The organism is Bradyrhizobium sp. BWC-3-1, from assembly GCF_032917965.1.
Classification (GTDB): domain Bacteria; phylum Pseudomonadota; class Alphaproteobacteria; order Rhizobiales; family Xanthobacteraceae; genus Bradyrhizobium; species Bradyrhizobium canariense_D.
This window is the reverse complement of record NZ_CP136625.1, coordinates 2,167,772-2,181,867: the sequence shown is the minus strand read 5'-3', so window position 1 is coordinate 2,181,867 and position 14,096 is coordinate 2,167,772. Positions and strand designations below refer to the sequence as shown.

At 64.1% G+C, this 14,096-nt stretch carries 9 protein-coding genes; 5 read left to right on the top strand and 4 right to left on the bottom strand.

Going from position 1 to position 14,096, the window contains the following annotated elements; all coding sequences use genetic code 11:
* Nucleotides 1–2 precede the first annotated feature (2 nt).
* Nucleotides 3–797, bottom strand: coding sequence for an ABC transporter substrate-binding protein (locus tag RX329_RS10585; protein ID WP_018454093.1), 795 nt, complete (start codon nt 795–797; stop codon nt 3–5).
* Nucleotides 798–1,052: 255 nt separating this feature from the next.
* Here RX329_RS10585 and RX329_RS10580 point away from each other — a divergent pair, with 255 nt between their 5' ends.
* Together RX329_RS10580 and RX329_RS10575 are read left to right on the top strand one after the other, a co-directional pair.
* The gene (locus tag RX329_RS10580) at nt 1,053–2,246 is read left to right on the top strand and encodes an efflux RND transporter periplasmic adaptor subunit (RefSeq protein ID WP_317245844.1); all 1,194 of its coding nucleotides are present in this window, start codon (nt 1,053–1,055) and stop codon (nt 2,244–2,246) included.
* A 24-nt stretch (nt 2,247–2,270) separates the two neighbouring features.
* The gene (locus tag RX329_RS10575; protein ID WP_317245843.1) at nt 2,271–5,429 is read left to right on the top strand and encodes a multidrug efflux RND transporter permease subunit; all 3,159 of its coding nucleotides are present in this window, start codon (nt 2,271–2,273) and stop codon (nt 5,427–5,429) included.
* Here the strand turns inward: RX329_RS10575 and RX329_RS10570 are convergent.
* Together RX329_RS10570 and RX329_RS10565 are read right to left on the bottom strand one after the other, a co-directional pair.
* The gene (locus tag RX329_RS10570; RefSeq protein ID WP_317245842.1) at nt 5,426–7,693 is read right to left on the bottom strand and encodes a cation:proton antiporter; all 2,268 of its coding nucleotides are present in this window, start codon (nt 7,691–7,693) and stop codon (nt 5,426–5,428) included. The genes RX329_RS10575 and RX329_RS10570 overlap by 4 nt on opposite strands.
* Before the next feature lie 432 nt (nt 7,694–8,125).
* On the bottom strand, nt 8,126–9,298 hold the full coding sequence (locus tag RX329_RS10565; RefSeq protein ID WP_018454089.1) for an MFS transporter: 1,173 nt from the start codon (nt 9,296–9,298) through the stop codon (nt 8,126–8,128).
* Between the two features lie 59 nt (nt 9,299–9,357).
* Here RX329_RS10565 and RX329_RS10560 point away from each other — a divergent pair, with 59 nt between their 5' ends.
* Entirely contained in the window at nt 9,358–10,158 is an 801-nt protein-coding gene (locus RX329_RS10560) for an AraC family transcriptional regulator (protein WP_162496546.1), read from the top strand.
* A 95-nt stretch (nt 10,159–10,253) separates the two neighbouring features.
* On the opposite strand, the gene RX329_RS10555 is transcribed toward RX329_RS10560, so the two are convergent.
* On the bottom strand, nt 10,254–11,804 hold the full coding sequence (locus tag RX329_RS10555) for a winged helix-turn-helix domain-containing tetratricopeptide repeat protein (protein WP_317245841.1): 1,551 nt from the start codon (nt 11,802–11,804) through the stop codon (nt 10,254–10,256).
* A gap of 165 nt (nt 11,805–11,969) precedes the next feature.
* On the opposite strand from RX329_RS10555, the gene RX329_RS10550 reads away from it, so the two are divergent.
* Nucleotides 11,970–12,950 (top strand): Bug family tripartite tricarboxylate transporter substrate binding protein, encoded by a 981-nt coding sequence (locus RX329_RS10550; protein WP_085395684.1) that lies wholly within the window; start codon nt 11,970–11,972, stop codon nt 12,948–12,950.
* 21 nt (nt 12,951–12,971) lie between these two features.
* Complete coding sequence (locus tag RX329_RS10545) at nt 12,972–13,988, top strand: methyltransferase (protein WP_085361486.1); 1,017 nt, start codon at nt 12,972–12,974, stop codon at nt 13,986–13,988.
* The last annotated feature ends 108 nt before the right edge of the window (nt 13,989–14,096 follow it).

Here is a 14,096-nt window from a genome sequence, read left to right as displayed (position 1 = left end):
TCCTATTCGGTGCGGATCGGCGCGTCCTTCAGGCCATTGCTGTCATAGGCCTTGCGCAAGGTGCCATTCGTCACCGCCTCGTTCATGAATTTGGTGACGAAGGTCAGCGCTTGGGGGTGGCCGAGCGGCACAGCGACCGCCGTGACGGTCTTCTTGAAGGTCTCGTCGAGCACGCGCGTGCCCGGGATCTTCTGCGCCATCTTGTTGAGCTGGTCGCGCGACAGCGCAAACGCATCGATCTGGCCGCTGCTGAGGAGGCCGAAGATCTCGTCATAGGTCTGATAGCCCGTGACCTTCGCATTCTTCAGATGCGCGGCCGCGCCGCGCATCGTGGTCGTGGCGTTCACGGCCGCGACCTTGATGCCCACCTGATCGAGCGTGGCGAAATTGGTGACGTTCGAGCCTGATTTGACGATGTAGGTGGCGTCCGCGACCTCGTAGATCGGGCCGAACATCATCCTGCTCTCGCGCTCAGGATCTTTGGGCAACCAGGTGACGTCCCAGTTGCCGTTCGATGCCGCGTCAGTGATCTGCCCTGAATTCTGGTACACGACATATTCAACGGGCACGCCGAGTTGCCCGGCCATCTCCCTGCCGAGATCGACCGGCACGCCGGCATAGCCGTCTCCGGTCTTGGTGGACCAGAACGCGCCGCCAGCCAGGCTGATCGCGATCGCGACCCGCAGCTTGCCGGTCGGTGCGATCTCGTCCTTAAGTCCATCGCCTAGCGCGGGCATGACGACCGCCGCGGCGAGAATGAGGCCGGCAAGGACCGACTTAAGGACCGACGTGGGCATGTCATGATCTCCCGACCTTTTCTTCTTGTATTCTTCTCTTGTTCGTCCCGACCGCTTCGCGCGCCGTCGCTCGGCCTGTGACATAATTCTGGTCGATCGGGTGCGCGATAAAAAGCGGTTTGTGATGGCAAAACTGCCAAAGGCCACAGCGCGGTCCGCAGCGCAAGGCCGACGACTGCCATGGCTATGGTGTTCCACGTCCGGGCATTTGTTGGTAGCCTCCCGCCTCGACAGACAGCAACCGGGGGCCACCGAATGACCTGCGCGAATCCCGCATCTCCCGCACGGCGCAACGAAGCGTGGAGACATGTCGGGCAGGCACTGGCCGCCGCGATGGCCGTGGCCGCGCTCGCCGGCTGCGAGGACAAGAACAGTTTCGTCGCTCCGCCGCCGCCCAAGGTGGACGTCGCCGCGCCCGTGCAGCGCCCGGTGACCCGTTATGTCGAGGCCACCGGCAACACCGCGCCGATCAAGAATGTCGATCTCGTCGCGCGCGTGCAGGGATTCCTGCAATCGATCGACTACCAGGACGGCGCCTTCGTCAAGCAGGGCACCCAGCTGTTCACGATCGAGCCCGAGACCTACAAGCTCAAGCTCGACCAGGCGCGGGCGGCCGAGGCCGGCGCGCAGGCCTCAGTCCGGCAGGCGGAAGCCGACTACAAACGGCAGGCTGAGCTGGTGCAGCGCCAGGCCGTCTCGCAGGCCACGCTCGACACTTCGACATCGACGCGCGATAACGCGCAGGCCAATCTCCAGCAGGCCGAGGCCAACACCAAGCTCGCCCAGGTCAACTACGGCTACACCAACGTGACCGCGCCTTTCGACGGCATCGTCAGCGCTCACATGGTCTCGGTCGGCGAACTCGTCGGCGTCTCCTCTCCAACTCAACTCGCGTCCATCGTCGCGATGGACCCGATCTATGTGAATTTCACCGTCAACGAGCAGGACGTGCTGCGCATCCGTGCCGAGGCCGCCCGCCGCGGGCTCACCGCCGCAGACATGAAGCAATTTCCGATTCAAGTCGGTTTGCAGACCGAGGCCGGTTATCCGCATGAGGGCAATCTTGACTATGTCGCCCCGACCCTCACCCAGTCGACGGGCACGCTCGCAGTGCGGGGCCTTGTCCCCAACGACAAGCGGGTGCTGCTGCCCGGCTATTTCGTCCGCGTTCGCGTGCCCTTCACTCAGGAGAAGGACGCCCTGCTCGTGCCCGACACCGCGCTCGGCAGCGATCAGGGCGGCCGCTATCTCCTCGTCGTCAATGGCGACAACGTTGTCGAGCAGCGCAAGGTGCAGATCGGTCCCGTGGACAACGGCTTGCGCGTGATCGAAAGCGGCTTGAAGCCGGAGGACCGCGTGGTGACCGCGGGACTGCTGCGGGTGATTCCGGGCCAGAAGATCGACCCGCAGGTGACGAAGATCGAGCAGCCGCAGGCGTCTGCCAAGTAAGATCTGCAAGTAGGAGCGCCGGCCATGATCTCAAAATTCTTCATCGAGCGGCCGGTCCTCTCGAACGTCATCGCGCTGCTGATGATCCTGATCGGCGGCGTCGCGCTGTTCAACCTCGCGATCGCGCAATATCCCGACGTGGTGCCGCCGACGGTGCAGGTCACCACACGCTATCCCGGCGCCAGCGCCAAGACCGTGATCGACACAGTTGCCTTGCCGATCGAACAACAGGTCAACGGCGTCGAGGACATGCTCTACATGCAGTCCTACAGCGGCTCCGACGGCACCTATACGCTGACCGTGACCTTCAAGATCGGCACCGACCTGAACTTCGCGCAAGTGCTGGTGCAGAACCGCGTCTCCAGCGCGCTGTCGCAATTGCCCCAGTCGGTGCAGAACCAGGGCGTCACCGTACAGAAGCGGTCGACGTCGATCCTGCTGTTCGTGACGCTGACCTCGCCCGACAAGACGTTCGACAGCCTTTATTTGAGCAACTACGCCACCATCAACCTCCGCGACGAACTCTCGCGCCTGCCCGGCGTCGGCAACGTCACCGTGTTCGGCGCCGGCCAATATTCGATGCGGGTGTGGCTCGATCCGAACAAGCTGCAGGTCCGGGGCCTGGTGCCGCAGGACGTGATCCAGGCGATCCAGCAGCAGAGCCAGCAGGTCTCCGCCGGCCAGGTCGGCGCACCGCCGACGCCGCGGGGTCAGGCGTTCCAGTACACCCTCAACGTCAACGGCAGGCTCGACGATACCACCGAGTTCGAGAACATCATTGTCAAATCAGGCACCAGCGGCGACGTCACGCGGGTGCGCGACGTCGGCTGGGTCGAATTGGGCGCGCAGACCTACAGCCAGATCTTCTCGCTCAACAAGCAGCCTGCCACCGGCATCGGCGTGTTCCAGTCACCCGGCGCCAACGCACTCCAGGTCGAGCAGGCCGTCGAGAAGAAGATGGCGCAGCTCGCAAAGGCCTTCCCGCAGGGCATGAAGTACGATACGCCGTTCGACACCACCAAATTCGTGCAGGCCTCGGTGCACGAGGTCTACATGACGCTGATCGAGGCCGGCCTGCTGGTGCTGGTCGTGATCCTGGTGTTCCTGCAGGACTGGCGCGCGATGCTGGTGCCGGCGACCACTGTGCCGGTGACCATCATCGGCGCCTTCGCCGCCATGGCCGCGCTCGGCTTCACCATCAACATGTCGACGCTGTTCGCGATCGTGCTAGCGATCGGCATCGTCGTCGACGATGCCATCGTCGTGGTGGAAGGCGCGGCCCACAACATCGAGCAGGGCATGAACGGCCATGACGCCGCGATCAAGGCGATGGACCAGCTGTTCGCGCCGATCGTCGGCATCACGCTGGTGTTGATCTCGGTGTTTTTGCCAGCGTCGTTCCTCGCCGGGCTCACCGGCCGCATCTATTCGCAATTTGCGCTGGTGATCGCGGCGACCGCGCTTCTGTCCGCCATCAACGCGGCGACGCTGAAGCCGACGCAATGCGCTCTCTGGCTGCGGCCGACGGTGCCGCCGGAGCAGCGCAACTTCTTCTATCGCGGCTTCAACGCGGTCTACAACCGCGTCGAGCGCGGCTACACCCGACTGATCGGCGTGCTGTGCAGGAACAGCACGATCTCTGTCGCGCTCGCGCTGGTGCTGATCGGGATCGGCGGCTACGGCCTGTCCCGGGTGCCGACCGGCTTCCTGCCGATCGAGGACCAGGGCTATCTGATCGCTGCCGTGCAACTGCCTGACGGTGCCGCGCTGGAACGGACCCAGAAGGTGCTCGACAGAGCGAGCGAGCTGATCAAGGACACGCCCGGAGTCCAGCAAGTCATCACCATCGCCGGCATCTCCGCGCTGGACAACAGCGCCAGCCTTGCCAATGCCGGCGTCGCCTACATTATCCTGAAAGATTGGGACGCGCGCAAAGGCCCCGGCGAGGATCTGCGCTCACTGGTCTACGGGCTGAACGACAAGCTCGCGGCCATCATGGAAGCGCGCACGCTGGTGCTGCCGCCGCCGCCGATCCAGGGCATCGGCAACGCGGCCGGCTTCTCGATGCAGGTCGAGCTGCGCGACGGCAACAGCGATTTCGCCAAGCTCCAGGCCATCACGGGCGCGATGGTCAGCAATGGCCAGAGCCAGAGCGCGCTGCAGCGCGTCCAATCCTCGTTCCGCTCCTCCGTGCCGCAATTCAACGTCGAGATCGACCGCATCAAGACCCAGACGCTGCACGTGACGACGGACCAGGTGTTCGCGGCGCTCTCGACCTATCTCGGCTCGTCCTATGTCAACCAGTTCAACAAGTTCGGCCGCGTGTTCCAGGTCTACACCCAGGCCGATCCCGCCTTCCGCGTCACCGAGCGCGACATCGCCAACATGATGGTGCGCAACTCGAACGGCGACATGATCCCGATCGGCACGGTTGCCACGATCACGCCCGCCACCGGCCCGTCGCTGATCAGCCTCTACAATCTCTATCCATCGTCGACCGTGATCGGCCTGCCGGCGCAGGGCTACTCCTCTGGCCAGTCGCTGAAGCTGATGGAGGAGATCGCGGGCAAGACGCTGCCGCCGGGCACCGGCTTCGAATGGACCGCGATGTCCTATCAGGAGAAGGCCGTCTCCAACCAGATCTACTGGGTGTTCGGGCTCGCCATGCTGCTGGTCTATCTCGTGCTCGCCGGCCAATACGAGAGCTGGTATGCGCCGATCTCGGTAATCCTGGCGGTGCCGCTGTCGTTGCTCGGCCCGATGCTGACCCTCAACGCATTGAAGATCGACAACAACCTCTATTGCCAGATCGGCCTGATCCTGCTGATCGCGCTGTCGGCCAAGAACGCCATCCTGATCGTCGAGGTCGGGCTCGAGCTGCACGGCCGCGATGGCAAGCCGGTGCTGGAATCCGCGGTCGAAGCTGCGCGCGCCCGCTTCCGCCCGATCCTGATGACGTCGTTCGCCTTCATCCTCGGCGTGGTGCCGCTGGTGATCGCGACCGGCGCCGGTGCCAGCGCGCGCAAGTCGATCGGCATCACGGTGTTCTCGGGCATGCTGGCCTCGACCTGCCTCGCGGTGCTGTTCGTGCCGGCGTTCTTCGTGGTGGTGCAGCGCTTCGAGAACTGGCGTGCGTCGAAGAAGACGCCGAAGGCGGTGGCAGTGGCCGAAGTGAAGTCCTAGGCTTTCTCCGTGGACGTCGGACGCGCCTCGCCGCTCGAGACCAGGAGCACCGAGACCTTCGCTTGCCTGAGCACGGCGTCGGCGACGCCGCCGAAGGAGAGGTGATCGGCCTGGATGCGATCGACGCCCATCACCACGAGATCGACGGCGGTGGTCTCGATCTCGCGCAGGATCGCCGCTTCAGGCGCCCGGTTCGCGCGCAAGGTCGTGGTGATGTCGACCTCGTAACGGGCGGCGAGATCGCTGGCGTCCTTCAGGATGCCGGCCTCCTGGTTCAGACCACGCGAGGCGCCGCGCTGCGCGCCCTTGTCGCGCGTCGTCGCGACATAGATCACCCGGAGCGAGCCTGATCCCGCCTGCGCCAGCGCGACCGCGACCTCGGCGCCGCGCTTGGAGACGCCGCTGCCGGAGACCGGAACGAGGATGTTGAGCGCCTCGGGCGTCGGCTGCTTCAGGTGCTTGCCCTTGGCCGCCACGACCGCGAGCGGTCCCTCGAACTTCGCTGCGATGTCCTCGATCCTCCGATCGAAGCGATCCTTGGCGGCAGCAACCTTGTCGACGCCGATGACCAGAAGATCGAAGCCCTTGCGCGCTTCGTCGGCGATGGACTCGCCGAGCTCCGCACGCCTTGCCCGGGTGACGACGTCGACGCTGCCGACATCGCCATCGCCATGGGCCGATACGATCTCGGCGGCCTTCTTCACCACGGTTTCCGCGCTTTCCTCTTCATCGCGGCCCTTCTCCTGATCCTTGGCGCGCTTGCCGATGTGCAGCACGGTGATTGGCAAGCCGCGCATGCCGGCGATCAGGCCGGCGATGTGGGCAGCGAAGGTGGCGTTCACGCTCTCGTCCACGGCGAGCAAGGGGCGTTCGAGATTGGCGACGAAGCCGCGCTTCTCGAATTCTTCCCGCTCCAGGCGCTCTTGCTCGTCCTTGTTCATCGGCAGCTTTGCCAGCGCGGCGCGCAGCATCGGCGGCATCGCCATCGTGGTCACGATCGCCATGGTCACAATCATCGTGAACAGGTTCTGGCTGAGCACGCCGATCGAAAGACCGATGGTGGCGATGATCACCTCGGTCGAGCCGCGCGCGTTCATCCCGCTTGCGAGGGCCAGCGACTCCCTTGTGTTCAGCCCGCCCACGGTTCCGCCGACGAAGGCGCCGCCGAACTTGCCGACGCTGGCGATCACGACCAGCAGGCCGGTGAGCATCAGCAGATGGGGATCGCGCAGCACCGTGAGGTCGGCGCTCAGGCCGGCCAAACCGAAGAACACCGGCATGAAGAAGCTCGAGATCAGCCCGCGCAGCCGCTCGTCGATCTGCCGCGTTAGGATCGGGGACTCCCCGACCAGAATGCCGGCGACGAAGGCACCGAGCACGGTGTGGACGCCGATCAGATGCGTGACCAGCGCCATCGCGCACATCAGCAGCAGGATCACCGTGATGACCGGGGCGGTGCTGACGAGATTGTCGTTGGCCCATCGAATGAGCTGGAACACGATGCGGCGGCCGATGGTGAAGCTAATCGCGAGGAAGGCCAGCGTGCCCAGCACAGCTTTCGCCACCGAGGCGATATCCAGCGCGCCGTGCGAGGCGAGGCTGAAGATGACGGCGATGATGATCCAGCCGATGGTGTCGTCGATGACGGCGGTGGCGACGATGATCTGGCCGACATTGCGGCGCATGAAGTTCATCTCGCGCACAACCACCGCGACGATCTTCACCGAGGAGATTGACAGCGCCGTGCCCATGAACAGCGACGCAACCAGGCGGGCTTGCGGATTCGGCAACAGCGCATCTGGCAGGAATTCGCCGAGCGCAAAACCGCAGGCAAAGGGCACGAGGATGCCGGCAATCGAGATCGCGATCGCGGCCTTGCCGACCTTCCTGACCAGCTTGAGGTCGGTCTCCATGCCGGTCAGCAGCAACAGCAGCAGGATGCCGAACTGCGCGATGCCGTCGATCATCGCTTTCTGCTCGGGCGTTTTGGGGAAGATTGCCTGCTGTGCGTCAGGCCAGACCCAACCGAACAGCGAGGGACCGAGCAGGATGCCGGCGAGCAATTCGCCGATCACCGAGGGCTGGCCGAGGCGCTGCATGATCTCGCCGAGACCGCGGCCGACCGCGATCAACAGCACGATCTGGGCCAGCAGCAGGAATTCCGAGGGACCGGCCGATTTGCCGCCCTCGGCGCTGGCCGCAACGGTGGTGAGGACAAGCGCCGCGGGGACAAGGCCGACCGGTCGGAGCAGGCTCCACTGCATGCAGGAATTTTACCCCTTCATCTGCCCCGGCGAGGTGCCGGGATGACGGGGATAGAACCCGCGGCAGGCAACAGGAGTTCCTTGACTTCGCGGCGGGTAAGGGGCCTCAACAAAAAAACGCGAAAACAACCCCATGCACAGTAGAGATGAGGTTGAAAAGACTGGAGAAAATTTCGTCTTTGCCGAAATCTAATTTCGCTTTGCCGAAAATGCTTGCCCCGTCGGGCAAAACACTGGCATGATGGCATCATCGGCAGACTACGCGAGCCGCCGCCACTCCCACGTCATTGCGGGCGCGGCGACTTGACAGCCGAACCTTTAGCGAAGGCGGAAGCAATCCAGAATCCGTCCGCCGAAAGATTCTGGATTGCTTCGTCGCTACGCTCCTCGCAATGACGGGATTGAAACGGGCGCGCGCCTCACGCCGATCCCTCACACCGCCTGCGGTGTCCTGATCTCGCGCGGGAGAATGATCGCGGCTGCGATCGCGAGCAGGCAGAGTGCGGCGAAGGCATGCAGCATGGTGACGAAGCCGCCCTGCTCGTAGAGCCAGGCGACCAGGCCGACCGAGGCGCCGGCCGCGGTGAAGCCAATGAAATAGCGCACGGCATAGGCGCGCGAGCGCCATTCCTCGCTGGTGTATTTGCCGACCATGGCGTCGTTGACCGTGACCTGTCCGAACGCGCCCATGACGATGCCGATCGAGACCAGGATCAGCGGCAGATTGGACAGGCTCGCGGCGAGATACAGGAACGGCGCCAGCATGAAGGACAGCGGCAGCGCCACTGTCTTCAGCGAATAGCGGTCGAGCAGCCGGCCGATCGTATACTGCGTCATCGCGCCGAACACGTAGACGCAGGCCGCGATGACGCCGAGCAGCGCCGGGCTTTTGGTGAGATCGGCAAGCCGCTCCGCGAACAGCTTTGGCAGCGCCACGGTGACGGCGTTGAACGTCGTGGAGATCGCGATCACCACGATCAGCAGCGACAGGATCACGCGCCACATGTCCTGCTTGGCGACCCGCGCCTGCGCTGCCGCCTGCTTCGAGCCCTTGCGGTCCTCGTGAACGACCATCGTCGCGAACGCGATGCCGATCAGGATGGTGACGATGCCGGGGACGATGAAGGCGAAGCGCCAGCCGAGATACTGGCCGATCACGCCGGTGACCAGCGCCGACGAAGCGACGCCGAGATTGCCCCAGACGCCGTTGATGCCCATCTCGCGGCCGAGCCTGTCAGCGTAGGAGACGATCATGGCAGTGCCGACGGGATGATAGATCGAGGCAAAAATGCCGATCGCGAACAGCGCCGCGCCGAGTTGGGCCGGGGTCTGCACGAAGCCAACCGAGATCATGGAGGCGCCGATGCCGACGAAGAAGATCAGCATCATGTGGCGACGGCTCCAGCGGTCGCCGAGCCAGCCGGTGAGCAGCGAGCCCGCGCCGAAGGCGACGAAGCCCGGCGTCGCGTAAGGCAGGAGTTCCGAATAGGCCATGCCGAGCGCCGGTCCCATGATGATCACCGCGGCGGCGAAAATCAGCATCGCGTAATGGTCGATGAAATGGCCCGCGTTGACGAAACTGATCACCCGGCTGGGGCTGTTCATGGGAATCCTCTCCTGCTCCGAAATGAGTTATATGTCTTGGGCATGACGGGATGCTGCCAATGACTGTCGTCGAGACGCCAATCCTCCGGGCGGTCCGGAGCAATCATCGCTCGCCCGCGGGCGTGCATCTGGTCGCACGCGACTATCCCAAGGGCATGCGGATCGATCCGCATATGCACCGCGAGGCACAGCTGATCTATGCCGCCAGGGGCACCATGCAGGTGACGACGCCCGGAGGGCGCTGGCTGGTGCCGCCGGACCGCGCGGTCTGGGTCCCCGCCGGGCTCCAGCACGCCATCGATCTGCTCGCCGACATCGAGATGCGGACGCTGTATTTCGACTTGGCCTGGCTGAAGCGCGCGCAGCGCCATGAGGGACTGACCAAGGAATTCGTGGTGCGGGTGTCGCCGCTGCTGAACCAGGCGATCCTCGCGCTGTTCGACGCGCAAAATACCGAGGAGCGGACCGATCTGCTGGTTCGGCTAGTGATGCTGGAACTGGTCCGGGCCGAGGATTCCGCGACCTTCGTGCCGCTGCCACACGAGCCGCGCTGCCGGCGCGCGGCCATGATCGTGCTCGACGATCCCACCGGCCTGCACGACATCGACGCGCTGGCGCGCGAGGTCGGAACCTCCGCGCGCACGCTGTCGCGGCTGTTTTCGACAGAGACGCAGCTGAGCTTCAAGAGCTGGTGCCAGCGTGCGAGGATTGCGGCGGCGATCCAGCGGCTGTCCACCGATGCCAATGTGTCCGTGAAGCAGCTCGCGACCCAGCTCGGCTATGCCAGCGTGCCGGCGTTTTCGGCGGCGTTCCGTCAGGTGACGGGACGGACGCCGACGGAGTTTGCGGGGAAGGGGTAAGCGCAGAGGCGGGCTGCCGATCGTCCTGCGGGGCCGGTTCGCCAGAATAACGCGATGGCCGGCGGCCCCTTTGGCCTCGACGAGCCGCGCAACATCTATTCTTCAGGAAGACCTGCCTTGCGTAACCCCACGGCGATACGAGCTCGCTGCGCAAGACAGGTTGGATGATCCGTTGGCGAACTGGCGTGGAATTGGGCGATGCTGAAGTCCGGAGCGAGCGTCAGCCCCGCCTGCATATGAGTCCGCGCTTCCTTGATCTCACCGAGATGCGCCTGCTCGGCGGCAAGATAAAAATGGACAAAGGGTGCAATATTACGGTTGGTCTCGATCGAGCGCTTGAACCAGCGAACGGCAGCCTCATCGGCGCCGAGATATGATTGCGCGATTCCTGCCGTATTCATCCAGGAAGAGGCCTTGTTATCGCGGGGAGAGAGTCGGAAAGCCTCCATGACGTGCGCTTCGGTCTCCTCGGCTCGGCCTAGATTGCACTTGCCAAGTCCGATCCACGCATGGGCCGTGGCAAGATTCCGGTCCAGCACCAACGCCCGCTCACACTCGGCGATGCCTTGGGCGGCGCGGTTCGTGAAAATCTGGACGACGCCCATCAGGCAATGTGCCCTCGCGTGATTGGGCGTGTGGCCAAGTATCCTGGTCAAGGACGCTTCGACCACTTGCAGAGGCGCCGTGCGGTCGATCAGCATGGAGGTCGCCCGCATCGTATCGACGTCTGTGATTCCCACCATAGCTTCAACGTTTGAAGCGTCCAGCAGGAGCGCTTGTTCGAAGAACGGGCGAGCCTGCGACAGGCTCGTGGGATCCGTCCCGCGATTCAGATACGCCATGCCCTGGAAATAAAGGTCGGTCGAATCTGGATGTGGCGCACGCGCAGCGCGCCGTGCCTCTACCCTGACGAGCTCGGTTCCCAATTGATTGGCAAGACGCGCACCGATTTCGTCCTGCATGTCGAAAAGATCTGCTACCTGCTTGTCGAAACGGTCGCCCCACAAATGATTTCCGGTCTCGGCATCGATGAGCTGGACGATGATGCGCATCCGGCTGCCGGCCCGTTGCACGGAGCCCTCGAGCACGTAGCGAACGCCGAGTTCGCGGCCGAGCTGCTTCAGATCGACATGCACGCCCTTGTAGGTGAAGGCGGTGTTGCGGCCGATCACGAAGATACCGGCCATTCGCGACAGATCCGTGGTCAGGCTCTCGGTCACGCCGTCGACGAAATAGTCCTGGGCGGGATCGGGGCTCAGATTGGCAAAAGGCAGAACCACGAGCGACGGCTTGCCTGCGGCGGGCCTCGGCAAGCGCGCGACAGTCGCAGTTGTAGGCACTTCGCGCACCTCCGCGACGAAGCGGACGCCCTTGCGCGGAAATGTCTTGATCAAGCGCTGCGCGTCCCCGGAATCGCCGATCGCCTTGCGCGCCGCATTAAGCCGCGTGGTCAGGGCGACGTCGGAGACGACGCGACCATGCCAGATGGCGCGGATCAGGTCGTCCTTGCTGACCACGCGCTCGCGGTTGCCGATCAGATAACGAAGCAGGTCGAACACCTGCGGCGCGATGGCGACAACCTCCGGCCCGCGACAAAGCTCGCGCCGCTCAGTGTCGAGTGAAAAATCGTTGAAGAAATAGCGCAAGCGACTTCCCCGAGACCGCCGTCCGTCGTCAAAATCCGTGCGATGCGTAAGAGTAAGCTGCCGGTAAGGAAAATGTAAGCCGGCGACCAAGCCCGTTCGTCCCTCATGTGATACATCCGCCGGTAGAACCCGCTCTGAGCGCCAAATGGATCAGGGAGACAGGGAATGATCACGCGTCGTAGCGTATTGGCCGCATCTGCGGCCTGTGTGGCGAGCTCCGCCTCGTACCGCGTGTCGCGCGCGCTCGCACAGCCGCTCTCCAAAACCGCGCACATTTTGACGGGCTTCTCGCCCGGACTGCAGGACGCCATGGCGCGGCTCGTGGCCGGACAGATGAGCGGCTATGCGGAGACCATCGTGGTCGAGAATCGGCCAGGAGCAGGCGGCCGTATCGCGGTGGAGGCGGTGAAGAACGCCGATGCCGACGGATCGGCCATGCTGTTCTCGCCGCTCGGCTTCATGATGTTTTTTCCGCACGTCTACAAGACGCTGAGGTACCAGCCGCGCGATTTCACGCCGGTGTCGACCGTCGCCTCGACCCCGACATTGCTGACAGTCGGCCCGGCGGTTCCGGCCGACGTCAGGACACTGGCGGATTTCGTTGTTTGGTGCCGAGCCAATCCGAAGCTTGCCACCTTTGGCACGCCGGGCGCCGGAACCACGCTGCATTTTCTCGGTACGATGCTGGGCCGCAGCGCAGGCTTCGATTTTCTCCACGTGCCCTATCAGGGCGGTGGCGCGATTCAGGATCTGGTCAAGGGCGTGATTGCAGCGACCGTCATGCCGATCGGCAGCTCGCTCGGACTTGTCCAATCCGGAGATCTTCGTGCGCTGGCGACCACTGGACCGCGCCGCAGCCCGTTCGTTCCGGCGGTACCGACGGTGCGGGAGGCGGGATACCCCTCGCTCGAGGACCTCACATGGTTTGCGTTTTTCGTTCCAGCGAAGACGCCGGCGCCGATTGTCGATAAGCTCAGCGCCGCGATCCAGACGGCCGTTCGCACCGACGAGGTCAGGGCCGGTATGGCAAAGCTGGCCGTCGAGCCGGACGTGATCGCGATGGACGATTTCGCCCGGCTGATCGCATCCGAATCCGACCGGTGGAAGGCGATCGTGCATGAAACGGGGTTTGTCCCGACCGATTGATCGCAGCAACGGAGGCAACAGATGAGCCGGCCAGCGTCCGTCCTTGATCTCGTGCAGTCGCATCGCATCACCGCGGTGATCTATGCTGCGGCGAAGCTTAGTCTCGCGGAGGCCGTCGGAGACGAGGCGAAATCCGTGGCTGAGCTTGCCCGGCTGGTGTCCGCCGACGAAAGGGCTCTGCGCAGACTGCTCGTTGGTCTGACCACACTTGGTCTTTGTAGGCAGGCAGACCACGACCGGTTTGCTATGACCGATCTCGGCCTGCAGCTCGGCGAGACGGCCGACCCATCCTTCAAGGACTGGGTTCTCTTTGAGGGCGAGATGCTCGCGCAATCCTGGAGCGGACTGGTCGATTCGGTTCGCACCGGAAAGACCGCGACCCAGCTGCGCGGAGAAGGCGACGACCGTTATGCGGCCACAGGCAATACGCCGGAATCAAACCGCCGGTTCAACGCTGCGATGGTCAGCCTCACGCGGTCCATCGTTCCGAAGATCGTTACGGCCCACGAGTTCGCCGCAGCGCGCCTCGTCATGGATATCGGCGGCGGCACCGGCGAATTGATCGGCGCCATAGTTCAGCACAACCCTCACCTTGAGGGCATCGTCTTCGATCTCGCGCGTTGCGAGACAGATGCGCGCACACATTTCGATCGTCTCGGGATCGCCGGCCGCAGTCGCTTCGTCACCGGCAGCTTCTTTGAAGATATTCCGAGCGGCGCCGACACGATCGTGATGAAGAGCATTCTCCATAATTGGAACGACGACCGTTGCCGGATCATCTTGCGCAATTGCCGGAACGCGCTGCCGTCCGACGGGACGTTGATCGTGATCGAGCGGATCATGCCGGAGCGCGCAACGACGGCGCCCGAGGATCGTTCCTGCGTCATGAGCGACCTCAACATGCTGCGAGGACCGGGCGGTTGCGAGCGGACCGAAGCCGAGTATCGCAAGCTGGCGGACTCGGCCGGCTTCGCTTTCGTCCGGACGACCGGTATCGGCTCGTTCAGCCTGGTCCAATTCAGGAAATCCGGTCACTGAGCAGGCTGTCTCCTTGCGCTGGCAGGAGGGGCCCGGATCAGGGACGCCCTGGCTGCCACCCGCGGCACGCAGGCCGTGGCGTACTGGATGTCCCTCCTTCGCCGGGCA

Bases quoted from the DNA above. Each gene is read 5' to 3' on its own strand.
- RX329_RS10580 (WP_317245844.1), top strand. From the start codon at position 1,053: ATGACCTGCGCGAATCCCGCATCTCCCGCACGGCGCAACGAAGCGTGG.
- RX329_RS10565 (WP_018454089.1), bottom strand. From the start codon at position 9,298: ATGAACAGCCCCAGCCGGGTGATCAGTTTCGTCAACGCGGGCCATTTC.
- RX329_RS10575 (WP_317245843.1), top strand. From the start codon at position 2,271: ATGATCTCAAAATTCTTCATCGAGCGGCCGGTCCTCTCGAACGTCATC.
- RX329_RS10550 (WP_085395684.1), top strand. From the start codon at position 11,970: ATGATCACGCGTCGTAGCGTATTGGCCGCATCTGCGGCCTGTGTGGCG.
- RX329_RS10585 (WP_018454093.1), bottom strand. From the start codon at position 797: ATGCCCACGTCGGTCCTTAAGTCGGTCCTTGCCGGCCTCATTCTCGCC.
- RX329_RS10560 (WP_162496546.1), top strand. From the start codon at position 9,358: ATGACTGTCGTCGAGACGCCAATCCTCCGGGCGGTCCGGAGCAATCAT.
- RX329_RS10570 (WP_317245842.1), bottom strand. From the start codon at position 7,693: ATGCAGTGGAGCCTGCTCCGACCGGTCGGCCTTGTCCCCGCGGCGCTT.
- RX329_RS10545 (WP_085361486.1), top strand. From the start codon at position 12,972: ATGAGCCGGCCAGCGTCCGTCCTTGATCTCGTGCAGTCGCATCGCATC.